Annotated in this window: 22 protein-coding genes; 9 read left to right on the top strand and 13 right to left on the bottom strand. The window is 72.5% G+C overall.

Annotation, left to right across the window (positions count from 1 at the left end; all coding sequences use genetic code 11):
- Nucleotides 1-17: 17 nt before the first annotated feature.
- Entirely contained in the window at nucleotides 18-2612 is a 2595-nt protein-coding gene (gene fxsT / locus ABZ635_RS18990) for an FxSxx-COOH system tetratricopeptide repeat protein (protein ID WP_357766675.1), read from the bottom strand.
- Nucleotides 2613-2877: 265 nt separating this feature from the next.
- Between fxsT and fxsA the strand changes: the two genes are divergently transcribed.
- Together fxsA and ABZ635_RS18980 are read left to right on the top strand one after the other, a co-directional pair.
- Nucleotides 2878-3051, top strand: a complete 174-nt coding sequence (gene fxsA / locus ABZ635_RS18985; RefSeq protein WP_357766672.1) for an FxSxx-COOH cyclophane-containing RiPP peptide — start codon at nucleotides 2878-2880, stop codon at nucleotides 3049-3051.
- A gap of 144 nt (nucleotides 3052-3195) precedes the next feature.
- A complete protein-coding gene (locus ABZ635_RS18980; protein WP_357766669.1) occupies nucleotides 3196-4890 on the top strand; it encodes an ATP-binding protein in 1695 nt (564 codons plus the stop codon).
- Nucleotides 4891-5316: 426 nt separating this feature from the next.
- Here the strand turns inward: ABZ635_RS18980 and ABZ635_RS18975 are convergent, their stop codons facing one another.
- The 9 genes from ABZ635_RS18975 to ABZ635_RS18935 all read right to left on the bottom strand — a co-directional run bounded on the left by ABZ635_RS18975 (nucleotide 5317) and on the right by ABZ635_RS18935 (nucleotide 15687).
- Nucleotides 5317-6747, bottom strand: a complete 1431-nt coding sequence (locus ABZ635_RS18975; RefSeq protein ID WP_357766666.1) for an MFS transporter — start codon at nucleotides 6745-6747, stop codon at nucleotides 5317-5319.
- A 388-nt stretch (nucleotides 6748-7135) separates the two neighbouring features.
- Nucleotides 7136-8260, bottom strand: a complete 1125-nt coding sequence (locus tag ABZ635_RS18970) for an AAA family ATPase (protein ID WP_357766664.1) — start codon at nucleotides 8258-8260, stop codon at nucleotides 7136-7138.
- Complete coding sequence (locus tag ABZ635_RS18965) at nucleotides 8244-9032, bottom strand: RNA ligase family protein (protein ID WP_357766662.1); 789 nt, start codon at nucleotides 9030-9032, stop codon at nucleotides 8244-8246. The genes ABZ635_RS18970 and ABZ635_RS18965 overlap by 17 nt, the downstream gene beginning before the upstream one ends.
- A gap of 57 nt (nucleotides 9033-9089) precedes the next feature.
- Nucleotides 9090-10367 (bottom strand): DUF2786 domain-containing protein, encoded by a 1278-nt coding sequence (locus ABZ635_RS18960; RefSeq protein WP_357766659.1) that lies wholly within the window; start codon nucleotides 10365-10367, stop codon nucleotides 9090-9092.
- A gap of 219 nt (nucleotides 10368-10586) precedes the next feature.
- Nucleotides 10587-11384 carry an SAM-dependent methyltransferase gene (locus tag ABZ635_RS18955; RefSeq protein ID WP_357766657.1) on the bottom strand — a complete coding sequence of 266 codons (798 nt, stop codon included), beginning with the start codon at nucleotides 11382-11384 and terminating at the stop codon, nucleotides 10587-10589.
- A 122-nt stretch (nucleotides 11385-11506) separates the two neighbouring features.
- Entirely contained in the window at nucleotides 11507-12697 is a 1191-nt protein-coding gene (locus tag ABZ635_RS18950; RefSeq protein WP_357766654.1) for an acetylhydrolase, read from the bottom strand.
- A gap of 154 nt (nucleotides 12698-12851) precedes the next feature.
- Nucleotides 12852-13526 carry a lactate utilization protein C gene (locus ABZ635_RS18945; protein WP_357766651.1) on the bottom strand — a complete coding sequence of 225 codons (675 nt, stop codon included), beginning with the start codon at nucleotides 13524-13526 and terminating at the stop codon, nucleotides 12852-12854.
- Nucleotides 13523-14950 carry a lactate utilization protein B gene (locus tag ABZ635_RS18940; RefSeq protein WP_357766649.1) on the bottom strand — a complete coding sequence of 476 codons (1428 nt, stop codon included), beginning with the start codon at nucleotides 14948-14950 and terminating at the stop codon, nucleotides 13523-13525. Before ABZ635_RS18940 ends, ABZ635_RS18945 begins: the two co-directional genes overlap by 4 nt.
- On the bottom strand, nucleotides 14947-15687 hold the full coding sequence (locus ABZ635_RS18935; protein WP_357766646.1) for a (Fe-S)-binding protein: 741 nt from the start codon (nucleotides 15685-15687) through the stop codon (nucleotides 14947-14949). The genes ABZ635_RS18940 and ABZ635_RS18935 overlap by 4 nt, the downstream gene beginning before the upstream one ends.
- A 325-nt stretch (nucleotides 15688-16012) precedes the next feature.
- On the opposite strand from ABZ635_RS18935, the gene ABZ635_RS18930 reads away from it, so the two are divergent.
- Complete coding sequence (locus ABZ635_RS18930) at nucleotides 16013-16711, top strand: FadR/GntR family transcriptional regulator (protein WP_357766643.1); 699 nt, start codon at nucleotides 16013-16015, stop codon at nucleotides 16709-16711.
- Here the strand turns inward: ABZ635_RS18930 and ABZ635_RS18925 are convergent.
- Entirely contained in the window at nucleotides 16689-16994 is a 306-nt protein-coding gene (locus tag ABZ635_RS18925; RefSeq protein ID WP_357766641.1) for a hypothetical protein, read from the bottom strand. The genes ABZ635_RS18930 and ABZ635_RS18925 overlap by 23 nt on opposite strands.
- Before the next feature lie 163 nt (nucleotides 16995-17157).
- On the opposite strand from ABZ635_RS18925, the gene ABZ635_RS18920 reads away from it, so the two are divergent.
- The 3 genes from ABZ635_RS18920 (at nucleotide 17158) to ABZ635_RS18910 (ending at nucleotide 20455) form a co-directional block, all read left to right on the top strand.
- Nucleotides 17158-18054, top strand: coding sequence for an ion transporter (locus ABZ635_RS18920; RefSeq protein WP_357766638.1), 897 nt, complete (start codon nucleotides 17158-17160; stop codon nucleotides 18052-18054).
- 157 nt (nucleotides 18055-18211) lie between these two features.
- Complete coding sequence (pgi, locus tag ABZ635_RS18915; protein WP_357766635.1) at nucleotides 18212-19906, top strand: glucose-6-phosphate isomerase; 1695 nt, start codon at nucleotides 18212-18214, stop codon at nucleotides 19904-19906.
- A gap of 207 nt (nucleotides 19907-20113) precedes the next feature.
- A complete protein-coding gene (locus ABZ635_RS18910; protein ID WP_357766632.1) occupies nucleotides 20114-20455 on the top strand; it encodes a hypothetical protein in 342 nt (113 codons plus the stop codon).
- 104 nt (nucleotides 20456-20559) lie between these two features.
- Here ABZ635_RS18910 and ABZ635_RS18905 read toward each other — a convergent pair whose 3' ends face one another.
- Both ABZ635_RS18905 and ABZ635_RS18900 read right to left on the bottom strand, forming a co-directional pair.
- Nucleotides 20560-21225: a GntR family transcriptional regulator gene (locus ABZ635_RS18905; RefSeq protein WP_357766629.1), complete on the bottom strand. Its 666-nt coding sequence runs from the start codon at nucleotides 21223-21225 to the stop codon at nucleotides 20560-20562.
- A 28-nt stretch (nucleotides 21226-21253) separates the two neighbouring features.
- Nucleotides 21254-22738 carry a chlorohydrolase family protein gene (locus ABZ635_RS18900; RefSeq protein ID WP_357766627.1) on the bottom strand — a complete coding sequence of 495 codons (1485 nt, stop codon included), beginning with the start codon at nucleotides 22736-22738 and terminating at the stop codon, nucleotides 21254-21256.
- Nucleotides 22739-22884: 146 nt separating this feature from the next.
- On the opposite strand from ABZ635_RS18900, the gene ABZ635_RS18895 reads away from it, so the two are divergent.
- From ABZ635_RS18895 to ABZ635_RS18885, 3 genes are all read left to right on the top strand, one after another.
- A complete protein-coding gene (locus ABZ635_RS18895; RefSeq protein WP_357766624.1) occupies nucleotides 22885-24285 on the top strand; it encodes a DUF3100 domain-containing protein in 1401 nt (466 codons plus the stop codon).
- Between the two features lie 42 nt (nucleotides 24286-24327).
- On the top strand, nucleotides 24328-25548 hold the full coding sequence (locus tag ABZ635_RS18890) for an amidohydrolase (RefSeq protein WP_357766621.1): 1221 nt from the start codon (nucleotides 24328-24330) through the stop codon (nucleotides 25546-25548).
- 80 nt (nucleotides 25549-25628) lie between these two features.
- The gene (locus ABZ635_RS18885) at nucleotides 25629-26654 is read left to right on the top strand and encodes an ABC transporter permease (RefSeq protein WP_357766618.1); all 1026 of its coding nucleotides are present in this window, start codon (nucleotides 25629-25631) and stop codon (nucleotides 26652-26654) included.
- Nucleotides 26655-26750: the final 96 nt, after the last annotated feature.

The following is a 26750-nucleotide window of genomic DNA, read 5'->3' as shown; positions in this document are numbered from 1 at the left end:
CTACGCGCGTTCGCGGGTCACAGCAGGGGAGGGTCGAAGTCGGCGACCAGCCGACGGCCCTCGCCCGCGGCGGTGGTGAAGGTGTGCTCACGGCCCAGGACGCGCAGGAATCCCGTGAAGGTCTGCTCGGCCAGCTCCTCGGCCTCCTCCGGTTCCCGCTCGGCGCGCAGGTCCAGCACCAGGTTGGACGCGCTGACCAGGGTGCTCGGATGGTCCTCGCCCAACAGGGCCCGGAACCGGCGCACGGTGCCCCGGCCCAACCGTGTGGCGTTCTTGGCCTCTCCGAGGGCGGCGAGGTCGCTGGCCAGGTTGGTGGCGGCCGCGAGCGTGTAGTGGTGGTTGCGCCCGAGCCGGGCTTCCAGGGCGGTGAGCGCCGACTCGTTCATCGCGCGGGACCGCGCCGGGTCCCCCATCAGCCGGTAGAGCAGTGCGACGTTGCTCGTGCAGCCGTGCTTGTAGGGGTGGTCGGCGCCGTAGGCCTGGGCGTAGCGCATGTCGGTGTCCTCGGCCAGTTCCAGCGCGCCGGCCAGCTCGCCGGTCATCCGCCACAGGTTGGCCAGGCACATCGCCGCCGCCAGCGTGCTGGGATGGTTGATGCCGTGCAGCCTCAGGTAGCGGGAGTGCGCGTCCTGACCGAGTTCGAGGGCCTCGTCCAGCTCGCCCGAGAGCCGACGCGCGATCGCCAGGTCCACCTGGGTCCGCAGGGTGCGCGGGTCGTCCACGCCCAGGTGCTCCCGGCCGTAGGCGAGCGCGTCCTCGCCCAGGTCGCAGGCCTCGGTGTAGTCACCGGCCAGTCGCACCACCTGGGCCAGACCGGACCAGAAGGCCAACAGGGTGGGCGAACCCCCCGCCGGACCACTGCGCTTGAAGAGCATGTAGGCGCGTTCGTGCTTGCTCTGCGCGCCGGCGAAGTCGCTGGTGAGCGCGTGGTCCAGGGCCAGGCTGTTCATGGCGCGCAGGGTGGCGGTGTCGTTGGGACCGAACGCCTCCTGGTACTGGCGCAGCACCTCCTCGTCGTGCTCGCGGGCCTGCCAGAAGTCGCCGCGCGCCCGGTAGTCCGCGCCCAGACCGGAGAGCACCGAGAGGGTCTCGGGATGCGCGGGCCCCAGAGTGCGGCGCATCTTGGGCAGGATCGCCAGGTTCAGGTCGTGGGAGGCGACGTAGCGCCCCATGTCCCGGAGCCGGTTGGCGTACTTGGCCTGGGCCTCCAGGACGAACGAGTCCTCGTCCCCGGAGTCGGCGGTCCACTTCTCGATGAAGTTCTCGGCGTACCTGCCCGCCGTCTCGTAGTTCCCGGACACGTAGAGGAAGGTGAGCATGTCCAGGGCGAAGCGCCGCACCTCGGGACGCTCGGACTCGGCGACCCCGGCCGGGCGCATGTGGGAGAGCAGTTCGAGGTAGCGCGCCTGGGAGGCGGGGTCGGTGAAGGTTTTCGGGGCGGCCGCGCTGAGCAGCGACCACACCTCGACCCGGATGGACTCCTGGGTGGCCTCGTCCAGTTCCTCGCGCAGCAGTGCCTGGATCAGCCGGTGCACCTGGATGGTGCGGTTGGCCTGGTCGAGGCGGACCAGCGCGTACCGGCCCAGCTGGCCGATGGCCTTGCTCAACCGGATGGGATCGTCCATCAGGGCGGCCATCTCCGGGCGGATGGTGCCCTCGTCCACGGGGAAGAAGAGGTCGCGGGGGATGGGCTCGGGGCCGAAGAAGGCGCAGCAGCGCAGCAACTCCATCGCCTCGGGCAGGTTCTCCTTGAGCTTCTCCACGGACAGCTGCCAGGCGGCGGTCATCGGTTTGGGGTACTCCGGGGGCTTGCCCTCGCGCAGCAGCGGTCCGGTGCGTTCGGAGAGCAGCCGCAGGTACTCCTGGGTGGACATGCCGGTCTCGGACTGCAGGGCTCCGGCCTGTTCCAGCGCCAGCGGAAGGTGCCCGAGCGCCTCGGACAGCTGGACGGCCTCCTCATGGGTGATGCCGCGCGGGATGCGCTTCCTGAGGAACTCGACGCTCTCGTGTTCGCTGAACACGTTGACGGGCACCGTCTCGGCCACGCCCTCCCACCGGTGGTTGCGGGTGGTGATGAGCACGTGTCCGGGGCCCTGGGGGATGACGTCGGTGAGTTCCTCGGGCTCGTCGGCGTTGTCGAAGATGAGCAGCCAGCGCGCGTACGGCTCGCCCTTGCGCAGGGCCTCCAGTACCGCGTCCGCGGCGTCCTCGACCCCGGTCACCGCCGGTCCGGGCAGCCCCAGGTGCGGCGCCAGGTGGGCCAGCGCGGAGTCCACCAGCCCCGGCTGGTCGGCCATGATCCACCAGACCAGGTCGTACTCGCCGCGGTACCGGTGGGCGTACTCCACGGCCATGAGGGTCTTGCCGACACCGCCGTACCCCTGGAGCGTGTGCGGGACCACCGGGTCCGAGGGGGAGTGGGGGACGACGGCGGTGACCTGGTTGAGCAGGCCCGCGCGCAGTTCGCTGATCTGTTCGTCGCGGCCGGTGAAGTTCTTGTGGCGCGGGGGAATGCGGCCCCACACCTCCGGGAACCTGTTCCCGACGTGACCGGGACCCTCCGCGAAACGGTTCCTGGTCTGGCCCGGGGGGTTGCCTTGGGAATCGGTCACGCGTTGTCCTCCGGTTTCACATAGGCCCCACTCGGAATTCCTTTCTCACACAACTCAGGAAATCCCGGTGTCGTCTCGTGTCGATGGCTGTTGCCTGAGGGATTCGTCAACGCCATCAGCGTAGGCGAAGAGGTTAGGGAACGACAGGTGTGTGGTAGGAACTTCTGTACGGCGAATCGAGAAACGCCGGGGCGAAAGGGCGGACCCCACCGTCCTTTCGCGGCCGGTCGCGCGAGGGCGGCCACGAGCACGCGGAGGCGAGCACATGGGTGAGCACGGTTCCACCGGTGGAACGGCGCTGGTGGACGTGGGCGGACTGTCGTTGCGCGACCTGGACGGAATCGGCGGCTCGGCGATCGCCGAGGCACTGCGTACGGTGCTCGACCCCGGCGAGGCGGGTGCCGAGGCGGTGGCCGGATTCGTCAACGACCCCGAATAGGGCCGTGTGGCGGCGCACGTCGTCGGTGCGGCGAAAAGGAAACAGGAATGTCGCCGGGGCTCGGGGCCGAGCCCCGAACCGTGACACCACGGACTGGGCCCGTACCCGGTGCCGTCCCCATTATCGCTGGCCGGGAGCTGCTTCATGACACGGGCCGCCATCGTCCACGCGCACGGACCCTTCGTCGGGACACGGTCCTTCGGCGCCCGGGACCGGCGACACTTCCTCGGCCGCCGTTCCGAGACCGAGGAACTGGTGCGTTCCTGGAGCCGCCACCGGCTCACCGTCCTGCACGGGGACAACGGGGTGGGCAAGACCTCCCTGGTCGACGCCGGCGCGGTCCCCGCCCTCACCGACCGCGGCAGCACCGTCCTGCCCCGAGGTGAACTCCGCTTCGACCCGGCCTTCCCGGCCGCGATCCTGCCCGGGCAGAACCCCTACAGCCGCGCACTGCTGGCGCTGTGGAGCCCCGCCGAGTTCCCCACCCATGGCCCCGGCACCTCGATCACCGACTACCTGCGCACCCACGAGAGCACCGACCGGCAGGGCCTGCCCCGGCCGGTCTTCGCCGTCCTGGACCAGACCGAACTCCTCCTGCGGCGTTCCTGCGCGCCCGAGCCGGTCCGCCGCGACTTCCTGGACGAACTGCTCACCGCCGTGGAGCACCGTCCCGACCTGCGCCTGTTGCTGACCGTGCGCACCCAGCACCTGGACGAGCTCCGCAGACTCGTCGACAAACGCGAGGTCGACCACGCCGAGGTGGCCCTGGCCCCGCTCACCGCCGACACCGCGGCCGAGGCCGTGACGCGCGGCCTGGCCCTGGGCGGCTCGCGCACCGCCGCCCGGGACGCCGCGGCGCTGGTCGGCCTGGCAGGCGACGCGGCACCGTCGTCCGATCCGTCCCGCGTTCGCGGGGCCTCGGTCGGCCCGGCCTTCCTCCAGTTCCTGGGACGGGCGCTCTGGGAGGCGGCCGAGGGGTCCCGCGCCCCCCTGGTCCCGGACTCCGGCGCCGACGTCGACCGCGTCCTCACCGGGCGCCTGACGGAGGTCCTGGCGGAGGTGGCCGACGAACACCTCGTGTCGGCGCGGGTCCCGCTCGACTGGTTGCGCGCGGTCGCGGCGGCCGGGGCGCGGGGCGTGGGCAGGCCCGCACGGGAGGAGCCCGGCAACGCGCTCACCCCCGGTGTGGTGCACGCCCTGGAGGATCGTCACCTGGTGACCGCCAACCGGGACGGCTCGGCCTACCTGCTGTGCCATCCGGGTCTGGCCGGCCCCCTGGCGGCGCTGTCCCCGTTCGGTGGAGGGCGGCCGTCCGACGGAGGCGGCTTCGACCCCCTCACCGCGGCCCGCGCCGCGCACACCCGGGGTGAGACGGAGCTGGCCGCGGCGCACGCCCGGCGCGCGCTGGCGGCCCGGCCCGCCCCGGCTCCGAGGGAGCGGGCGCTCCTCACCGCTCTCCTGGGCGACCTCGCCTTCGAACGCGGAGACCACCCGGCGGCGGCCGGGTACTACGCCGACGCCGCGCGCCAGCGCGAGGCGGTCGGGGACGGAGCGGCCGTCTCCCGCCTGCTGGTCGCCGAGGCACGCAACCGCCTGATGGCAGGTGAGCGGTCCGCGGGCCTGACGGCGTTGGCCGCGGCGGAGGGGCGGGTGCACCACGACCCCAGCCTGCGGGCCGGGATCGGCCAGGTGCTCTGGCTCGCGGGCCAGGGGAACTCGGCCCTGGACGTCCTGGAGGGGGCGATGGTGGGTGGCGGCGGGATCACCGAGGCGCGGCGCACGCGCGGACAGATCCGCGCCGAACAGGGGGCGGCGGCGCCCGACGGGGGGAGGGGATGAGTCTGGACCCCACCGTCCTGGTCGCCCTGATCACCGGTGTGGTCACGGCGGTCAGCACCCTGGGCGCCACGGCGCTGTCCGGGTACCGCAACGCCAAGGTCGAGCGCTGGCGGGCCGAGCACGAGCTGGAGCGGGAGCGCGAGCAGCGGGGATACGAGCGGGAACGGGCCAGGGAACGGGAGGTGCGCTCGCGGCTGGAGGACCTGCGCGCCAGCGTCCTGCGGCTCGACATCGGGATGCGCAACATCGCACGCACCCGCGCGCACGGACCTCCCCGCCAGGGCGGCGACGACCTCTCCGTACTGGTGCGCCAGGCCCGGACCGACATCTACCAGGCGGTGATCGCGGTGGAGCGCATGCGCGACGTGCTGCCGCCGGACCACCAGGACCGGGTCGACGAGCTGCGCGACGCGGTGGACCGGGTGTTCAACCACGTCCAGGCGCGAACCGACCGGAGCGCCGACCGGGTGCACCGGGATTTGGCGTCGGGTCTTCGGGCGCTGGCGGAGGCGGTTCCGACGGAGTGGGTGCTGGAAGCGGGGGGACCGGTCGCCCGGCGCGCGGCCGCGACCGGGGGAGCGACCGGGTCCGCCACGGGGCCGGACGCCCCGGACGCAGCGACAGAGCCAGGGTGAAGCCCAGGGCCAGCGCTCCGGTGGTCCCGCACACGAGCAGGACGGTGCCGGGCACGCCCAGCGCCTCCAGCGCGTAGCCGCCGCACAGCATCCCCACGGGCAGGGCGCCTCCGCTGAGGAAGCGGACGGTCCCGGTGAGCCTTCCCAGGAGCTCGGGCGGGACGTGCGTGGTGTGGTAGGTGGCCACGGTGACGTTCATGTGAGCGCCGACGAAGCCGATCCCGCCCCACACCAGCGGCAGTACGGCCAGCAGCCAGCCCGGACCGGCGCGTTCGGCCGCGGCCAGCAGTACGGTCAGCGCCAGCCACGACCACAGGCACAGCACCACCATCCGGGTGGGGGTCAGCCGGCGGACCAGGACCGGTGCGAGGAGGGCGCCGAGGAGCCCCCCGGCTCCGGTGGCGGCCAGGACCAGGCCGAGCAGGAACGCGGACAACCCCTCCTCGGTGGCGGTCAGCATGACGATCAGCCACACGGACTGGAACAGCGCGTTGGTGATCGTGCACACGAACAGCGAGCGCAGGAGGAAGCGGTCCTCGCGCAGGAGGAGGAAGCCCCCGGCCAGCTCCCTGACGACCCCGACCCGCGGGCCCTCGCGCCGGGGCAGCGGCCGTGAGCGGGGCAGCAGCCAGGCGGCCCACAGGCCCAGGGCGGAGACAACGGTGTCGAAGAGCGCGGGCAGACCGTGCGCCAGCCCGTACAGGGCGCCGCCCAGGGGGCGGCCGAGCATCTGGGTGGCGTCGGTGCGGGCCTCGTTCTTGGCGGCCGCACCGGCCAGTTCGTCCCGGGGGACCAGCCGGGGTACGGCGGCGGCTCCGGCGGTGGCGTGCAGGGTGCCGCACACGCCGTGCAGGGCCGAGGCCGCGGCGAGCAGGACCACGGGGGCGTCGAGGAGCAGCACCGGGGCGACGAACAGGACCACACAGGCGATCCGGGCGGCCAGGCCGACGACCATGACGGTGCGGGGGTCGTGCCGGTCCACCACGAGGCCGACGGGGATGTGCAGGACGGTGCGGGGCACCATGCCCGCCGCGGCGATCCAGCCCGCCAGGACGGGTGACCCGGTGTGGAAGAGGGCCAGCAGGGGGACGGCCAGGCCGAAGGTCATGGTCCCGAGGCCGGCCAGTGCCACACTGCTCCAGAGCAGTGCGAAATGGCGTCGCCAGCGTCCGGTGTCGTGTTTCGGAAAGGTCTCCCCGACACGGGGTTCCGTTGTTGACATCGTTCTCAATACAGATGGAAAACGTGGGTGACGACAACACCGCGAGCGGTGCCGGGTGAAGAATCCGAATGCCACAAACCCTGCTGTGTCGGGCTTGCGTCGACCCGATCGGCGTGGTCCACGCGGTTCTGAGGGTCCCGGAACATGCTAACCGGAAAGGCCGTCCGACTCGGCCTGTTGGTGTTCGACATGGGCCCGTGGGTCGAGAGTGTCGACAGGGTAAAGAGTGACAGGCCGATTTATGGTGATTCCTCCGCTTGGCCTCAATCGTGGTCCAGGCCGCGCACTCCTCGGGTGCCCACCGACCCGGGGTCCGCGAACCGCCGGTGACGGTTCCGGTGCGGATCGGCCCCCGCCCTAACACGGCCGGAGGCACCGCGGCCGCGCGCTACCCGGTGACCCGCCGGACCACCCGGTGGGCCTCGGTGGGGTCGGGGCACTCCCAGCGCCGCACCATCCGCTCCACGGCCGCCGCCGGAACCGGAGCCGCCCGGCGTTCCACACGCTCGCGCAGCACCCGAGGCGGCGCCTCCAGGGCCACGATCTCCACGCGCGCCCGATAGTCGGCTGCCAGGGACACCGACCGTCCGCGCAGGTCACGGGAGAGGTGGGTGGCGTTCCAGACGAAGGACCGGCCCGCGCGCAGGTGCTCGCGCGCACGCTCCACCGCGGCCGCCGCCACCGGGCGCTGGTCGGCGGTGGGACGCACCCCCAGTTCGGCCCGCAGCGCGTCCGGGCTCACCACCGGGACGCCCGGGCGGTGCTCCGCGATCCAGTGGTCCTTGCCCGCACCGGGCAGGCCGGACATCAGCGTCACGGTCGACCGGGTGTCGTCGTGGGCGGCGTAGTCGGGGTCGCGGTCGGGCCTGCGGAAGAACCAGAACCGGGCGTGGTCGGAGGGGAAGGCGCGCGGCGCGTCCAGGCAGCGCTGCTCAGCGCAGTACTCGGCGTACAGCGAGATGTGGTCCAGGACCTCCGAGGCGTCCCCGCAGCGGCGCCCCAGGATGTCGGCGGTGGCCAGCAGCACGAGGTCGTCGTTGCGGGCCAGCAGGCTCACCCGGAAGGCGATCCGGCGCAGGTCGGGCCGCTCCAGGGCCCAGAAGGGCACCTGGTGGTGGCGGACCAGCGCCGCCACGTGCTCGCGCCACCCGATCGGGGCCCCGGCCTCCCACAGGAGGCGGCGGGCCGTCAGGTCACCGGCCCGCGAGTGCCCGTGCGCGGTCACCCGCCCGTCCGCGCCGCGCCGGGTACAGCGGGGTTTGGCCACGTCGTGCAGGAGCACCGCCGCGAACAGCCGGACCCGCTCCCCGACGGGGCGGGCGCGCCATGCGGGCAGTTGGGCGAGCGCCTCGCAGGCCATGCGGGTGTGCACCTCCACGTCGCCCTCGGCGTGGTGCACCGGGTCCTGTTCCACCCCCGCCAGTTCCCGCACCCACGGGAAGGCCTCGCGCACGCGCGGCCAGTCCAGGTCCCAGTGCGGCGGCGCGGGGCACAGCTCATCGAACGGGCGCATACGCCGCCTCCGGGTCGGCCAGGGCGTTGGCGACCAGCGGCCGGTCCAGCCAGTGGGTGCCGGAGTCCAGCACCGCCGAGGTGAACTCCGCGCGCACCCACTTGAACCGCTCGACCGTGCGGCCGTCCTCCTCGACCTTGACGTACAGGCCCTCCATGAGGTCCGAGCCGTCCGTCTCGGCCAGGGCCCGCTCGGGGTCGGCTCCACCGGCCCGGGCGGCGGCGGCCAGCGCCGCGCGCCAGCCTGGGGTACGGCAGGTCGAGGCCCCCACCAGCGCCGTGAGTGCGGTGAGGGAGGCCAGCGGCCCCTCGTGCAGCACCGGCACCGACACCACCGGGGTACCGGCCAGGAGCTCCCTCCGGCGTGGCGTGGACAGGAAGGTCCCGTCACTGGTGTCCAGCGCGTCGAACGCGCAGAAGTAGTGCGGCAGCGCGTCGTAGTAGACGGTGTGCCGCGCGTACAGCCACTCGCCGTAGAGCACGTACCGGTCGCCCAGGACGGGGCGCAGCACGGGCGCGACCGTCGCCGCCCACGCCTTGAACGGCGCGAACTGCCGTTCGCGCGGCCCGCCGCCCAGATAGTGGCCCCGGCTCTGGAGCCGCAGCCGCCCGTCCGGTCCGAAGCTGATCCCGGCGTTGGCGCCGTCCAGCTTCTCTTCCACGACCAGGTGCCGCCCGGCCAGACGCGCGAACGGCTCGGCCGACAGGTCGTGGTCACCGTGCTGGAGCCGCGAACCGCGGATGTGCCGGGTCCGGGGGTACTTGTGAAGCATGTGATGGTTCTACACAACGGGAGTCCCCGCCGCCAGCGGATTTCCCCGCCGCGCCCGTCAGGTCAGGCGCGCGCGGGTGCCCAGGGACGCGGCGTCGGCGGCGGCCCGGCCCTCGTGCCAGCCCTCGGCGTCGGAGGGCCCGCGGACCCGCGACGACGTCAGCGCGCCGAAGGCCTCGTCCACGGCGGCTTCCACGGCCCTCTCCCGCGCGGCGAACACCGGGACCAGGTCCGTGCCGGTCTCGGCGGTGACGGCCTCCTCGGCGGCACGCGCGGACTCGTTCAACCGTTCGCCCACCCGCACCGCGAACGCGGACATGAACGACGCGCGGAAGTCCTTGCGCGCCCCCCGCCCGGAGCGGTCCCGGCGGGCCCCGCTGACCCGCATCGCGGCGTCCGCCTGCACCAGCAGGGACGTGTACAGCAGGTCGACCGCCTCCACGTCGCCGGGGAACCCCATGACGGTGCTCAACCCCAGCTCGCGGTGCCACACGGCACGGCAGTGATTGGCCTCGGCGACCTCGTTCAGGAGCACGGCCCGGTGCTCGTCGTAGGGCGAGTCGACGGGAAGCCTGCGGGCCGACGCGGCCTCCGGCTCCCCGGGGTCGTGCTCGACCAGGGCCAGGTCGATGCTGTGCCGGGCCATCATCTCCTGGGCCCGTGCGGTCAGCGCCTCCGCCTCCTGCGGGAACTCCGTGGACTCGGCCTTCGCGAGCAGCGCCCGCACGCGCTGGAGCCGCCCCCGGTCCACCGGGGCGGACAGGCTCGCCCCCGGACGGTAGGTGCCCGGCGGCGGGACCAGACGCCGCATCGGCGGCAGGACGCGCAACAGTGCCAGGAGCCGCAGGACCACCTCGACGGCCTCGAACCGCAGCAGTCCGTGTTCGGAACCCAGACGGGTCAGGTGCTGGTCGCCGGAGGACGGCGCGCGGCCCGACAGGGCACGCACCTGCTCGGTCCAGCGCGGGTCCACCGTGGCCGCCGAGTGGCGTTCGAGGTCGGCGGTGACGGCGTCGGCGCAGACGGAGGCGGCCAGCGGACCGGACTCGCGGGCCACGTGCCGGACCGTCTCCGTGGGCTGCCAGCCCCGCGCCCAGGCGTCGGCGATCGCGAAGAGCAGGGCGTCCAGGAGCGCGCGGCCCGACGCTCCCGCCCAGGCCGGGTCCTCGGCGTCGGCCAGCCGCGCGGCGGCGAGGTCGACGCCGCCGCCGTCCTGATCGCGCACGAGCGCCTCGACGGCGCCGGTCACCACCTCGACGGGGGTGTCGGAGGGGGTGGGGCCCGCCCACTCCGCCCCGGCCCGCGCGTCGCCGCGTCTGCGGCCCTTCCTGCTCACGGTGGTACTCCCCGTTCGAGACACTGTCGGGCCCTGCGGCCGTGCGACCCCCTCCGGGCCGACTGGACATGCTACCGGCCCGCGGTGGCCTGCGGCTTCGTCCGTCGAGTGGGAGCGGACACCCCCGGCCGCCCCGCGGTCCGGTCCGCCCCACGGCTTCCCGACCGGGGGCGACGCGCCCCGGGGCCGTGCCCCGGGGCCAGAGCCCGCGACGCGGGCTTAGGGCTTGCGGGCCACGCCGCCGTAGTGGGCCACCTCGCTGGCCAGGCCGACCTCGGTGGGGCTTGGACGCCAGAACGGGACGGAGACCACCCCGGGCTCCAACAGCTCCAGCCCGTCGAAGAAGCGGGCGATCTCCTCGGGGGTGCGCAGGTGGATGGGGAGCGCGGCGTTCTCGTTCCACACGGCGGCGGAGTCGACGATCTGCTGGCTGGTGTCGGTGCTGTCGCACAGCGCCAGGAAGCTCCCCGAGGGCAGGGCGTCCACGTAGGCGCGGGTCAGCTCGTAGGTGTGCTCGTCGGCGGGGAAGTGCCCGAGCGTACCCATGAGGTTCAGGCCGATCGGCTGACTGAAGTCCAGGTACCGTCGGGCCTGTTCCAACAGGGCCTCCGGCTCGCGCAGGTCGGCGTCGACGTAGTGCGTGGCGCCCTCGGGAGTGCTGGTCAGCAGGGCGCGGGCGTGCGTGAGCACCATCGGGTCGTTGTCGACGTAGACGATCCTGGTGTCGGGGGCGACCCTCTGGGCGACCTCGTGGGTATTGTCGGCGGTGGGCAGCCCCGTCCCGATGTCCAGGAACTGCCGGACCCCCTCCTCCCGGGCCAGATGGGTCACCGTGCGGACGATGAACTGTCGGTCCGCGCGGGTGAGCTCGACGATCTCGGGGAAGGAGCTCGCCACCCGTTCGCCCAGTTCCCGGTCGACCGGGTAGTGGTCCTTGCCGCCCAGCCAGTAGTTGAACACGCGCGCGGAGTGCGCCACGGTCGTGTCCAGGGGGGCGGTGCTCGGGGTGTCCGTCATGGGGGCCTTCCGGTGGGGGGCTTCCAGGCTCAGCCGAAGTATCGTGGCGCACCGCCTCCGGGCGCAACCGGTGCCCGGGCCCCGGGGGTTCCGGGGCCCGGGAGCCGTTCCCGGAACGGATCTCAGGCGCGATCCGGGTCCACCACGACCAGCTCGGGGTGGACACCTTCGGGGTCGTCCAGCAGCGGCTGCTCGCCCCCGCGCAGGTGGTGGTCGAAGTACGCGGTGGAGTAGGCCCGCACCAGGCCCACCCCGTGCTCCACCGGGAGGTCGCCGAACTGCGCGCGCCACTGCTCCGGGGTGAGCGTGTCCCGCAGCCCGAGCTGCTCCATGAGTACGCCCCGGTCCAGGGCGGTGGAGTGCCCGGAGCCGGTGACGGTGATCCACTGACGCCAGCCCGTCAGGTCCGCCCAGCGCTCCTCCCAGCCCTCCCAGGGCTGTCCCTGGCCGTTGGCGAGCAGGGCCAACGGCCGATCGATCTCCCCGATCAGCTGCGCCGGGTAGTAGGGGCCGTCCAGGTTGAGCCCGGCCGTCACACGCTCCTCGGTGAGCAGCGTCTGCGCGGTGGCGGCCCCGCCCCAGGAGTGGCCCACCATGCCGGTCCGGTCCGTCACGACCAGCTCGGACCAGCGCCAGGCGCGGCCCTCCTCCAGTTCGTCGAGGAGGAAGGAGACGTCGTCGGCGCGGTTGACGGCTCCGTCCTCCCAACGCTGGGTCGCGCAGGCCCCGCACCGCTCGACGAGGCCGTCGGGGAACTCCACAGGCGCCGCCTCGTTGCGGTGGTCGATCCCGGCGACCGCGAATCCCCGGCTGGCCAGCTCCTCGCCGAGGGAGGACATCCAGGTCCGCGAGACCCCGGCGCCGGGGGAGAGCACCACCAGGGGGAGACCGCCGCCGACACGCACCGGAGGCGCGTTCTCCACGGCGTGGGTCCGCACGCGCGCCAACGCGTCGGAGGGCAGGTGGTCGTAGCCGTCCTGGGAGAGGATCGCCTCGGACTCGGCTTCGGTCAGGTAGGGGGCCGGTCGTCCCGCGTCCGTGCGGGCGGGGTACCACAGGGTCACCATGAGTTCCCGGTCGCCTCCCGACCACGGGTCCTCGCGCCCGGTGTCCACCAGGTGCAGGTCGGTGGTTCCCACGGGGGAGGCGCCGGTGGGCGCGGGCAGCGCGGCGAAGAGCCGTTCGGCGGAGGCCGCGGCGGCCGCCGGACCGGCGGTGAGGGCGCATCCCGCGGCCAGGAGCAGGGCCAGGCTCAGCGCCAGCGGCGCGGACCGCCGTCGCGGGGGCGCGGGGGAAACACAGGGGTGGGGCATCGGAGAACCTTCCCGTCGTGGTCGGCGAACCGTCTCCGACAACGGTAGGAACGGGGCGGACCCGGCACGAGGGTGCGCACCGGCAATCCCCGGTGGGGGCGGGCCCGAGCCGTCCGGTGGGGCGGGCACGAACCCGGGCGCTCCCACCGGCGCCTCAGCCGCCCGGCTCCACCACGAACACCTCCAGGGTGCGCGGGCCGTGGACGCCCTCCACCCGGTCGAGCTCGATGTCGCTGGTGGCCGAGGGGCCGCTGATCCACGTGAGCGGCCGCCCCGGGTCCAGGAGCCGTACGGCCTGCGGGACCCCGTCCACCACCTGGTCGACGCGCACCACGCACAGGTGGTAGTCGGGGACCAGTGTGAGGGCCCGGCGCCCCTGGTCCGGCCCTCCGTCGAGCACGATGGTGCCGGTCTCGGCGACCGCGACCGCGCACCCGGTCACCACTCCGTCGCAGGAGTCCAGGTCGGCCACGGACAGCGGCTCCTCGGGGGAGTCGGTGAGCCGCCGCGCACCGGTCCGCGCGAACCACTCCGGCGCGACCCCCGGGGCGGCCGCCACCCGGGGGGCGGCACGGCGCTCCAGGGCGGCCGCGATCCGCTCTGGCAACGCGTCCTCGGGCACCCGCTCCACCAGGGCCCGGTAGTCGAGCAGGCGGTCCACCAACACGTCCACGGTGTCGCCCTCGGCGTGGCACTCCGCGTACCCCCCGCCCGGGGGAGGCTCCACGGGCTCGTCGGCGGGTACGTCCGCCAGCGCCGCCCGTACTCGGGCCAGCACCCTCGCACGGGAGTCCCCGCCGCCCCGCGCCCCCGCCTCCGTACCGCTCATCGCCGTTCCCCTCCGCGCCGCTTCCACCACTGCCGGAACGACTCCTCGGGCACGTCCGGAACGTCCCGGGTGTCGGTCCACCCGCTCGCCGCCCCCGGCAGGTGCCGGGGCAGGGCGCCGCCGACCAGACCCGCCGCCCGCTGCACGGCGTCAAGGGCCCCGGACGAACCGAACACCGCCTCCGCCCCGGCCATCACGGCCCTCTCACCGAGGTGCCCCGGGCCCTCGGCGACCCGCTCGCGCAGGCGCACCAGCACCTCCGGGATGTCGATGGCCACCGGGCACACGTCGTAGCAGGCGCCGCACAGCGACGACGCGTACGGGAGCGCCCGGTCCACCTCCGACGACGTCCCCCGCAGCTGGGGAGTGAGGATCGCGCCGATCGGCCCCGGGTAGACCGACCCGTACGCGTGGCCGCCGGTCCGCTCGTACACGGGACAGATGTTCAGGCAGGCCGAGCACCGGATGCAGCGCAGTGCCTGGCGGCCCACGGTGTCGGCGAGCACGTCGGTGCGCCCGTTGTCCAACAGGACCAGGTGGAACTCTCGCGGGCCGTCACCCGGGGTCACCCCCGTCCAGGTCGAGGTGTAGGGGTTCATCCGCTCCCCGGTGGAGGAGCGGGGCAGCAGTTGCAGGAACACCTCCAGGTCCGACCAGGTGGGCACGACCTTCTCGATCCCCACCACGGAGATCAGCGTCTCCGGCAGGGTCAGGCACATGCGGCCGTTCCCCTCGGACTCCAGGACGACCAGCGTTCCGGAGTCGGCCACGGCGAAGTTGGCGCCCGACACCGCCACCTTGGCGCGCAGGAACAGTTCGCGCAGGTGGACGCGGGCGGCCTCGGCCAGGGCGCGCGGGTCGTCGGTCAGTCCGGGCGGGGCGGGCACCCCCCACTCGGCCATCCGTTCCAGGAAGATCTCCCGGATCTGGGAGCGGGCCAGGTGGATGGCGGGGACCAGGATGTGCGAGGGCAGGTCGTCGCCGAGCTGCACGATCAGCTCGGCCAGGTCGGTCTCGTAGGCGGTGATCCCCGCCGCCTCCAGAGCGGAGTTGAGCTCGATCTCCTGGGTGGCCATGGACTTGACCTTGACCACCTCGGTCTCGCCGGTCTCGCGCACCAGGCGGGTGACGATCGCGTTGGCCTCCGCCGCGTCGGCCGCCCAGTGGACGGTGCCGCCCGCCCGGCGCACCGACTCCTCCAGCCGTTCCAGGTGGTGGTCCAGGTGGCGGAGGGTGTGGGTCTTGATCCGTTCGCCCTCCGCTCTCAGGCGGAGCCAGTCCTCGCCCAGCTCACCGACGACGGCGTCGCGCTTGCCCCGGATGGTGTGGGTGGCCTCGCGCAGGTTGTGGCGTGTGCGGGAGTCGCCGACCGCTGATCGGGCGGCCTCGGGGAAGGGCGGTAGACCCAGGAACGTGGCGCTCATGTGTGCGCGTACTCCTTCTCGGTGCTGGCCAGGATCTCGGCGATGTGGGCGATCCGGACGCCGGAGCGCTGGCGGGACAGGGTGCCGCCGATGTGCGCCAGGCACGAGTTGTCCACCGCGCACAGGACCTCGGCCCCGGTCCCGGCCACGTGGCGCGCCTTGTCGAACCCCATCGCGGCGGAGACGTCGGCGTTCTTCACCGAGAACGTGCCTCCGAACCCGCAGCACTCGGTCGCCCCGGGGAGTTCGAGCAGTTCCAGGCCGCGCACGGCGCGCAGCAGCCGGTAGGGGCGGTCACCCAGGCCGAGGAAGCGCAGTCCGTGGCAGGTGGGGTGGTAGACGACCCGGTGCGGGTAGTAGGCGCCCACGTCGGTGACCTCCAGGACGTCCACGAGGAACTCGGTGAGGTCGTACACTCGCGGCCCCAGGTCGGCCATCCTGCGGGAGAGGCGGCTGCCCTCCCGGCCCAGCCGGGGATAGTGGTCGCGGACCATCGAGGCGCAGGAGGCCGAGGGGACCACCACCGCGTCGGCGCCGTCGAAGGTCCGGGCGAAGCGCACCGCGAGGCGGGCGGCGGAGCGCCGGTAGCCCGTGTTGTAGTGCATCTGACCGCAACAGGTCTGCCCCGTGGGAAAGACCACCTCGTGGCCCAGCCGCTCCAGGAGCCGCACGACCGCGCGTCCCGTGTCGGGGAAGAGCGTGTCGTTGACGCAGGTGACGAACAGGGCGATCCGCATGGTCCTCCTTCGCGCCCCGGACCGGGCGGAGCGTCCGGACCTCGCAACCAGGGCGAGTGGTCCGACCACTTTCGCACAGGGGTGCGCGGACGATCAAGCACCCCGCGCGGGTGCGGGAGGTTCGGTCTCCAGTCCATGCCGTCGCCGCGTGGGCGGATCAAGGTAGGGATAGCTCCTCAACCCGGAGGTGTGGACCGGGTCGCGGCCCCGTCCTCCCGTTGACCGTTCGGCCGCACAGTGGTCCGACCAATCGGAGTGTCTTGGGGCGCCACCACCATCGCCGAGGGTAGAATCGCCGTGTTCGCGGCGGAGACGGGGGAGTGGCGTGGTCGAGGGTGTGCGGACCCCGGTGGCCCAGCGGGCCGTCGAGCGGATCAAGGAGATGATCGCCGATGGCGAGGTCGGACCCGGGCAGCGGCTCCCCACCGAGAGGGAGCTCTCCGCCCGACTGGGCGTCTCCCGGGGGTCGGTGCGCGAGGCGATCCGCTCCCTCACCACCCTGGGCGTGCTGTCGGTCCGGCACGGGGCGGGCGTCTACGTCACCGCCCTGCGCCCGGCCGACCTGCTGGAGGCCTTCTCCGTGCTGGCCGAGGTCTCCCGCGACGAGACCCTGCTGGAGGTCCTCCAGGTCCGCCGCATGATCGAGCCGGCCGCCACCGCCCTGGCCGCCGCGCGCGCCACCCCCGAGGAACTCGACCGGATCGGCGGGCTCCTCGACCGGATGGAGGAGGGCGGGCGGACCACCGCCGACCACGGCGCGGACGACCTCGGTTTCCACCGGGCCGTCGTGGCCTGCGCCGGAAACGCCACGCTCTCCGCCGTCCACGCCGGACTGTCCTCACGCACCTTCAACGAACGCGTCTGGGCCGGGCTGGCGGACGAGGGGCTGACCGACACGCTCTTCCAGGACCACCGGCGCGTCCACGAGGCGCTCCTGGCCCGCGACCCCGAGGCGGCCGGTGCGGCGGCCGCCGCGCACGTGCTGCGGGTGGAGCGCTGGCTCAGCCTTCGAGGCGGCGGTTGACCCGGTCGGCGTACCCCTCGGCCCGGAGCACCCGCGACAGGTTCTCCCGCCCGGCGGGGGAGGCCGCGTCGGGCTCTTCCTCCCCGTCCGGAACCTCCTGGCCGAGTTCGGCGTCTATACCGAGTACCTCGTGATCCTCGATTTCCGCTATCCGGTAGTCCTCGGGGTGGTCCTCCAGGTACTCCGCCACGGCGGAGTCCTGGTCCGGGGCGCCCACGTCCATCGCGGCGTCGACGTCGTCGATGTCCGTGGCGTCCCTGTCGAAATCGGCGGATTCCGTCACCGGCGGCCCCCTCGCCTCGGTTTCCCTGTCTTCGATCATGCCTGGTCGCGGCGGGAGACGCCAGTAGGGGACGTATCGGCGGCGACGAGGACGAAACGGGTCACCGCCGCCGGCGGTAGGCTTTTGCGCCGTTGCCGAAGAAAGAGACGGAGCCCTCCTCCCAGTGACCACGCGTGAACGGGTCCGCGCCCTCGTCGAGGCCCCCTGGTTCCAGGCCGGCGTCATCACCCTCATCCTGATCAACGCCGTGGTCCTCGGCTTCGAGACGTCGAAGCGGATGATGGACCACCACGGCGACCTCCTCAAGGCCGTCGACCGGGTGATCCTGACGCTGTTCGTCGTCGAGATGGGCCTGAGGATGTTCGCCCACCGCCGGGAGTTCTTCCGGGACCCCTGGAGCTGGTTCGACATCGTGATCATCGGCGTCGCCCTGCTCCCGGCCTCGGGGCCGTTCGCGGTCCTGCGCGTCCTGCGGGTCCTGCGGGTCCTGCGCCTGCTGTCGGTGATCCCGTCTCTGCGCCACGTGGTGGCGGGGCTGTTCCGCGCGATGCCCGGCATGGCGTCGATCATGGTCCTGGTGGTGTTGTTGCTGTACGTCTCGGCGGTGATGGCCACCCGGCTCTTCTCCACGGACGCCCCGCAGTACTTCGGCGACCTGGGGACCTCGCTGTTCACCCTCTTCCAGATCTTCACCGCGGACGGCTGGAGCAACATCGCGGCGGAGGTGATGAAGAACCAGCCCTACGCCTGGGTGTTCTTCGTGGTGTTCGTCCTCGTGTCCACGCTGATCGCGCTCAACCTGTTCATCGCGGTGGCCGTGGAGGCGCTGGACAAGGCCGGGCACGAGGAGCAGTACGGCAACCCCGGCCAGGGCGGCGCGCCGGGGGCCGAGGGCGCGGGCCCCGACGGCGGGTCGGGCGACTCCCCCGACGCCGGGGCGGGCCGTGGCCCGGACGACGCGCACGGGGAGATCCTCGCCGAGTTGAGGGCGCTGCGCGCGGAGGTGGCCTCGCTGAGGGACGAGCGCGAACTGCTCCGGAGCGAGCGCGGGCGCATCTAGGGACGGGGCGGGCTCGTCGTCGCTCTGACGTGCGCGGAAAGGCCGGTGGTTGACGGCTTTCGTGGGAGGGTAGGGGGACAGCCGCACGCGGCGTCGACGGTGTCCGGGCCCCACCGGACGGACCCCGAGCCGATCCTGGACGACGAGGAGCCACCCGATGTCTGCGAGTACACCCCTTCCTCGGGCCGAGGACGTCGGGAACCGGTCGGGTGCGGCCGTCCCCCTCGACCGTCGGGCGCAGTGGCGCGCCCTCGCCGAGCACCGCGAGGCGTGGGGCGGGAGCCACCTGCGGGACCTGTTCGCCGCCGACCCCTCACGCGCCGACCGGTTCTCGATCGACGTCGGCGACCTGCGCGCGGACCTGTCCAAGAACCTCGTCACCGACCGGACCCTGCGCCTGCTCACCGACCTGGCCGAGGCCACCGGGGTCGCCTCGCTGCGCGACGCCATGCTGCGCGGGGACCACGTCAACCTCACCGAGGACCGCGCCGTCCTGCACACCGCCCTGCGGGCCCCGCGCGGTGCGGTGATCCGCGAGGACGGACACGACGTGGTGCCCGGGGTGCACGAGGTCCTGGACCGGATGGCCGTCTTCGCCGAGCGCGTGCGCGCCCGCGGGTGGCTGGGCCACACCGGCAGGGCGGTGACCCGGGTGGTCAACATCGGCATCGGCGGCTCCGACCTGGGCCCGGCCATGGCCTACGAGGCGCTGCGCCCCTACACCGACCGGGGTCTGGAGTTCCGGTTCGTCTCCAACGTCGACGGCACCGACCTGCACGAGGCGCTGATCGACGCCGACCCCGAGCGGACCCTGTTCGTGGTCGCCTCCAAGACCTTCACGACCCTGGAGACGGTCACCAACGCCACGGCCGCCCGTGACTGGCTCCTGGCCGGTCTGGGGGCGGACCAGGAGGCGATCGCCCGGCACTTCGTGGCGGTCTCCACCAACGAGGAGGAGGTCGCGCGCTTCGGGATCGACACCGCCAACATGTTCGGGTTCTGGGACTGGGTGGGCGGACGCTACTCCTACGACTCCGCCATCGGCCTGTCCCTGATGGTCGCCCTCGGCCCGGAGCGGTTCCGCGAGATGCTCGCGGGCTTCCACCTCATGGACACGCACTTCGCCACCGCCCCCGCCGAGCGCAACCTGCCGTTCCTGCTCGGCCTGCTCGGGGTCTGGTACGGCGGCTTCTTCGACGCCCAGGCCCACGCGGTGCTGCCCTACAGCCACCAGATGTCGCGGTTCACCGCCTACCTCCAGCAGTTGGACATGGAGTCCAACGGCAAGTCGGTGCAGCGCGACGGACGTCCCGTGGCCTGGCAGACCGGCCCCGTGGTGTGGGGAACCCCGGGCACCAACGGCCAGCACGCCTACTTCCAGCTGCTGCACCAGGGCACCCGGTTCGTCCCGGCCGACCTGATCGGTTTCGCGCGCCCGGCGCCTGACCTGCCCGAGGGGCTGGTTCCCCAGCACGACCTGCTCATGGCGAACCTGTTCGCGCAGGGGCAGGCGCTGGCCTTCGGCCGCACCGCCGAGGAGGTCGCCGCCGAGGGTGTGCCAGCGGACCTGGTCCCGCACCGGACGTTCCCCGGCAACCGGCCCACCACCACGATCCTGGCCGACCGGCTGGACCCGTCGGTGCTCGGCCAACTGGTCGCGCTCTACGAGCACAAGGTGTTCGTCCAGGGAGCCGTGTGGAACATCAACTCCTTCGACCAGTGGGGGGTACAACTGGGCAAGGTCCTGGCCACGCGGCTGCGCCCCGCCCTGACCGAGGGGGCCGAGGTGCCGGGCCTGGACGCCTCCACCGCCGCCCTGGTCCGGCGCTACCGGGACCTGCGCGGGCGCTGAGCGCCAAGAGGGCCGTTCTCCTCTCGGACGTTTTCCGGTGGAAACGGCTCGGGCGGCCCCCTGGTGACCGCATTCGGTCTGATCAGTGCGGTCGGGGAATTCCCCGGTTATGGTTTTCCTGGGTTCGGCGAATGGAGGAGAGCGCCCTTCGCCGGAGCCCTTCCTCGGCCGAGGTGTTCCCTGACCGTCTGACCGAAGGAGTCCGCCTTGCGTTCACGACAGACCGGACGGGTGTCCCGGGCCGTGGCCACCCTGGCACTGGCCGCCGCCACCCTGGTGGGGGGAACCCTGCTGACCGCGGTGCCCGCCCAGGCCGAACAGGTGCGGGAGGTGGAAACCCAGGCTGTCCTGTGTCGCTACATTGTGAAAGTGGACGTGTCTGCCATCAAGGAACGGCCCAGCAAGACTGCCCCCTTTGTGCGCTATCTGTACAGAAACCACACGGTCCTCGCGACTGAGGCGCAGACGAACGGTTTTCGGTATCTCAGGGAGGGGGAGTGGATTCCCGTTTCCGACCTGGCGAAACTCGACGTTAACTGCCTGAACTAGCGTATTCTCCCGGAATCCAGCAGTGACTTCCCGAAAGGGAATTCCGCTGGGAACCGGAATTGCGGGAGGCGCGTACGCCGTGCCCGCGTACGCGCCTCCCGGTTCTAGTCCTCGGGGTCGGGGCTGACCGCCTGGAGCGACGGTCCGCGCCCGGCCTCGATGTGCGCCGCCATGGTCAGTCGCGCGAGCCGGTCGTTGCCGGTGCTGACCGCCGCGTAGATCTCGTGGTGCGCCTGGAACTCCAGGTGCGGGTCGCGGAAGGCCGTCATCGCGAACAGCCAGCGGGAACGCGAGAGGATCGGGACCATGAGCTCGGACAGCAGCTCGTGACCGGCCGCCTCCACCACCTGGGCGTGGAAGTGGGCGTTGGCGGTCATGATGTGCTCCAGCGAACCGGTCTCCGTGGCGTGGGCGGTGGCCTCCATGGCCTCCTCCAGCCCCGGGTGCGCGTGCCCCTCGGAGTACCGGTGGGCCGCCCGCTCGGCGGCGAACGGCTCCAACCGGACCCGCAGGTCGAAGAGCTCGTCCACGCCCGTGGTCGACATGGTCCGCACGGTCGCGCCCCTGTGGGCGCTCGTCATGATGAACCCGTCGTGCCGCAGGTTGCGCAGCGCCTCCCGTACCGGGAGCCGGGACACGCCCAGCTCCTCGGACAGCTCGCGTTCGCGCAGTCGCGCGCCCGGGGGATAGCGGCCGGAGATGATCCCCTCGCGGATGGCGGATTCGGCCGCCTCCGTCAGAGGGGCCGAACCACCCGATGTCCGTGCCATGAGACCCGTTCCCGCCGTGCGTGCCTGGTCACCCCTGCCGGGGCTCCGGGGACTGGGCGCCGCGAACCGGGAACGACGGGGGGAAGAGGGCCTCGACCGGTCGGTGGAGGCCGTCCCGCTCACTGTAGCCGCGCCGGAGTTCCTCGAACACCTCCTGCGCCCGCTTCCTGAGCTCGACCAGGTCCACCCCGGGCAGGGCGCCGTCCGTGACGACGGGCCGCCCGGCCACGAAGGTGTGCGTGGCGTTGCGGGCGGTGCCGTTGAGTACGAGGGTGCGCAGGGGGTCCTCGACGACGCCGTCGCGGAAGTCGTCCAGGGAGAACGCGCTCAGGTCGGCGCTGGCACCGACCTCCAGGCGGCCGAGGTCGGGGCGCTTGAGCGCGGCGGCGCCGCCGGTGGTCGCCGCCTCCATGTAGTCGCCGAGGCTCACGGAGCCGTGGCCGTGGAGCAGGCGCGAGGCGTGCAGACCCACGTCCATGCCGCGGACGAGGTCGGGCGGGAAGGAGTCGGTGCCCAGGGCCATGGTGACCCCGGCCTCCAGGAAGTCGTTGAAGGTCTCCAGCACGTCCCCGTACCGGAAGATGGTCAGGGGGCAGTGGACGACGCTGACGCCCGCCCCGGCCAGCCGCGCGAGGTCGACACCGCCCGGCCCGGTGAGCTGGGAGTTGCGGTCGGTCCACAGGGCGTGCGGGATGAGCAGGCGGTCGTTGAGCAGGCCGGTGCGCTCGATGAGGTCCAGCGGGGTGACGCCGTGCCGCTGGAGCACGACCTCGCGCTCCCACGGCTGCTGGAGGGAGTGCAGCCGCACCAGGAGGCCGCGCCGGGCGGCCTCGCGCGCGGTGCGCTCCATCAGTTCGGGCGTGAGCGTCTCGATACGGCAGGGGAGCAGGACCGGACGGACCAGGTCGTCGTCGTTCTCCGCGAGTTCGTCGGCGAACTCCAGTGCCGCGTCGAGTCCGGCCTCGCCGCGTTCGGGGCGTTCGACGAAGGTGCGCCCGTCGTCGTCGAGCGCGCCCACGGCGGAGCGGTACGAGGGGCCCAGGTAGCCGCGGAGCCCCCACTCCCGGGTGAGGTCGGCGAGTCGTCGGAGTTCGTCGGCGGACTCGTTCCACTCCAGGTGGATCTCGGAGGCGATCGGCATGTACGTGGTGATGCCGTGCAGGGCGAGCTGGGCGAGGCCGAAGCGGCGCAGGGTGTCGCGCTGCCGGGGGGTGAGCACGTCGGCGGGGCGGTCGCGCCAGTGCTCGACGGAGCCCACCAGGGATCGGGCGTGCTCGGTGGAGTGGTGGGCGTCGAGGATGAGGTGGTCGATGTCCACCAGGGCGTCGAGGTCGATCAGGCCGGGGGTGAGGACCGTGTCGCCCAGGTCCAGTACGGGGGCGGTGGAGGCGGGGATTCCGGTGCCCACCTCCGTGACGACTCCGTCGGAGTGGGCGACGTAGCCGTTCTCCAGCCAGACGTGGGAACCCTCGGAATGCGCCAGCACGTACCGTGCCCTGATGACCTGATCCATGAGAACTTGTATACCACTCACGTGTGAACGTTGAATGTTCGCGGTCGCGAGGAGTGCGGAAACTGGGTTCATAACGCTCTTGAAAGCGGTTTTGTGCCAACCATAGGCTCCTCAAAAATACAGCGGCTCACTGATTGGTATCCCAGATGAGGGCAAGAAGGCAGCAGGCGGAGACGCGCGCGGACGCGTCGGACCGCGGTTCGGTCGGGCGCGGCGACTGGGTGGTCGCGGTCGGCGCGAGCCTGCTGATCAGTGTCGCGGCCGTCCTGGTCGGAGAACACCAGTTCCGGGTCGGCCCCGCCGCCATCGTGCTGTTCCCCCTGGTCTGGGTGGTGCTCCTGGGCGCCGTCGTCGGACTCCAGCGGTGGCTGCCGTTGCGCGGGGGCGCCCGCTCCGCCGGAGAGGCGCTCATCCCGGTCGGCATGGTCCTCTTCCTCGCGATGCTCGGTACGGGGATCGGGCCGTCGATCGGCATGGTCGAACGGGTCGGTCCGGCCCTGTTGATGCAGGAGGTGGGCCAGCTCTTCGGGACGATCATCCTCGCGCTGCCCATCGCCGTCCTGCTCGGTATGGGGCGCGCGGCCATCGGCGCCACCTGGGCGATCGACCGCGAGTCCTACCTGGCCTACGCCATCGACCGGTTCGGGACCTCCTCCCCCGAGTACCGGGGCGTGTTCGGCGTCTGGATCATCGGCTCGATGTTCGGCGCCGTGTTCATCTCCCTGATCACCAGTGTCCTGGGGGGTACGGGGCTGTACAACCCGCTCTCGCTGGCCCTGGCGCTCGGCGTCGGCTCCACCTCGATGATGCTCGGCGGCGTGGGAGCGCTGGCCCTGCTCTACCCCGACCAGGCGGCCGAGATCGCCGCGCTGGCCGCGCTGTCCAACCTGGTCACGAACATCGTCGGTTTCTACGCGGGCGTGTTCATCGGTCTGCCCGTCGCCCGCCGCCTCTACGGGTTCTGGTGCCGCGTCTTCCGCCGCCCCGCCCCCGAGATCGAGGAGGCGCGGCTGGTCGCCAGGGGCAGGGTCCCCGAGGGCGACGCCTCGGTGCGCGCCAAGGAGGACGGGGACGCGACGCCCGGGGCGGAGCGCCCTCGGGACCCGGACATCCCCCGGGGCTGGCGTCCCGGCCTGGCCGCCTACGCCTTCGCCGGTGTGAGCGGGCTGCTGCTCAACTGGCTGGGCACCGGCTCCTTCCACCCGCGGGACGCGGTGGGCATGGCGGTGCTGCTGGCGATGACCTGGGTCGCGATCCTGCTGTCCCACAAGGTGAGGGCCATCCCGGCCACGGTGTGGGTCCTGGCGATCGCGACGATCGTGACCACACCCCTCTCCCCGGTCGCGGGGCTGATCGCCGACCTCGTGCAGAACCTGAACGTACTCCTGATCGGGCTGCCCCAGCTCGCGCTCGTCGGCATGACCATGGGCCGCGACCGCCAGGCCTTCTCCCAGCTCAGCTGGAAGATCGTCGTCGCGGCGGTGTTGACCTTCACCACCACCATCGTCGCCTCCGCCACGCTCGCCGAGCTGTTCATCCACCTCTAGCCCGCGTCCGGTCCCCGCGACCGGAGGAAGGGAACCCCACGCATGCCGCGTGTCACGAACGCCGTCCTGCCCGGCCGGGCGGCCCCGGCCACCATCCTCTTCGAGAACGGCCGGATCACCGCCATCGAGGACGCGTCCGACGTCCCCGCCCCGCCCGGCGGAGGGGGAGGAGAGGACATCGACGCGGCGGGGCGCACCGTCCTGCCCGGGCTGGTCAACGCCCACGCCCACATCGACAAGACCCTGTTCGGGGGACCGTGGGTCTCCGCGCCACAGGTGGAGACCGTGGCCGAGCGGGTCGCCCACGAACGGCGCCACCGGGACGCCCACGGGCTTCCCTCGACGGAGTACGCCTCCGCCCTGGTGGAGGCCATGGTGGCGGCGGGTACCACACACCTGCGTACCCACACGGACGTCGACCCCGGAGTCGGTCTGCGGGGCGTGGCCGCCGTCGCGGAGGTCGCGCGCCGCTACCGGGGGGTGATCGACGTCCAGCAGGTGGCCTTCCCACAGGGCGGACTGATCACCAACCCGGGCACCCTCGACCTCCTGCGCGACGCGGTGGACGCGGGGGCCTCGGTGATCGGCGGGCTCGACCCCGCGGGGTTCGACGACGCCCCCAACGCCCACCTGGACGCCGTCTTCGACCTGGCCGCGTCCACGGGAACCGGTATCGACGTCCACCTGCACGACGGAGGCTCACTGGGCGCCTGGGAGATGGGCCTGATCGCGCGGATGACCGAGGAGTACGGCCTGGGCGGGCGCGTCGCGGTCTCGCACGCCTTCGGCATCGCCCATCCGCCCACCCGGGAGCGCCTCCTGGAACGGTTCGCGGAGGTCGGCGTCGCCCTGGTGAGCGCGGCGGTCTACGACGCCCCGGTGCCGCCGCTGCGGGCCTGTGCGGAGCGGGGGGTGCTCCTCGCGGGCGGCACGGACGGCATCAACGACCTGTGGGGTCCCTTCGGCGACGGCGACATGCTGCGGCGGGCCATGCTCATCGCCTACCGCAACTCCAGTCGGTGCGACGACGAACTGCTCCTCGCCCTGGACACCGTGACGACCAACGCCGCCCGGGTGCTGGGCGTGGAGGACCACGGCCTTCGGGTGGGGGGCCCGGCCGACCTGGTGGTCGTCGGCGCCCGATCGGCCGCCGAGGCGGTGGCGAAGGTGCCCGCCCGCGACCTCGTGCTCAGGGCCGGGGCGGTCGTCGCCCGCGACGGTGTCCTCGTCGGCGCGGAAGGTGGAAACGCCCCACTCCACTAGGGCAAACTCTGCGTAGTCAAGTGGCCACACATTGATGGCGATGTGTGGCCACACGCAGAGACAGCGGGAGGCAGGGGTACATGACCGCGCCGATGGACGTGCCCGAGTCGTCCCAGCACGCCGAGCCAGAAGCGGTCGTCGCCGGGGCCAGGAACGCCGCCAGCCGCTCCCTGCGCCAGATCGCCTGGCAGCGCTTCCGCAAGGACAAGGTCGGTATGGCCGGCGGTGTCGTGGTCGTCCTGCTCATCCTCGTCGCGATCTTCGCGCCCCTGCTCACCGCCTGGCTGGGTCACCCTCCCAACCAGTTCAACCAGGGCCTGGTCGACCCGCTCACCGGTGGTGTCCTGCGTGATCCCGACGACCCCGCCCAGGGGCTGGACCCCTGGGGCGGGATCAGCGCGCAGCACCTGCTGGGCGTCGAACCGGTCAACGGCCGCGACCTGTTCAGCCGCATCGTCTACGGGGCCCGTACCTCGCTGCTGGTCGCCACCGTCGCCACCGTGGTGTGCGTGGTCATCGGCACCGTCCTGGGCGTGCTCGCCGGCTACTTCGGCGGCTGGGTGGACGTGGTCATCAGCCGCACCATGGACATCTTCCTCGCCTTCCCGCTGCTGCTCTTCGCCATCGCCCTGGTCGGCGTCATCCCCGACGGCGCCTTCGGACTGTCCGGCAACAACCTGCGCATCGGCGTGCTGGTGTTCATCATCGGGTTCTTCAACTGGCCCTACATCGGCCGTATCGTGCGCGGTCAGACCCTCACCCTGAAGGAGCGCGAGTTCGTGGAGGCCGCGCGCAGCCTGGGAGCGGGCAGTCCCCACATCGTCTTCCGCGAGATCCTGCCCAACCTGGTCACGCCGATCCTCGTCTACTCCACCCTGCTCATCCCCACCAACATCCTCTTCGAGGCCGCACTGAGCTTCCTGGGCGTGGGCATCAACCCGCCCATGGCCACCTGGGGCGGCATGTTGGAGAACGCCCTGCGCTTCTACACCACCTCACCGCACTTCGTGATCATCCCGGGACTGGCCATCTTCGTCACCGTCCTCGCCTTCAACCTCTTCGGCGACGGCCTACGCGACGCCTTCGACCCGCGCTCCTCCGACTGACCGCCCCCGCCCGACCCGCCCCCGGCCCCACAGTCCAGCCGAACCCTTCGGCGATCCGGAACCGTGCGCCGCACGGTTCCACCAGCGAACCCGACC

This window comes from Nocardiopsis sp. NPDC007018, from assembly GCF_040635075.1.
In the GTDB taxonomy this organism is placed as follows: Bacteria; Actinomycetota; Actinomycetes; order Streptosporangiales; family Streptosporangiaceae; genus Nocardiopsis.
The sequence above is the reverse complement of the archived record's forward strand: the minus strand, read 5'-3'. Positions and strand labels throughout refer to the sequence as shown.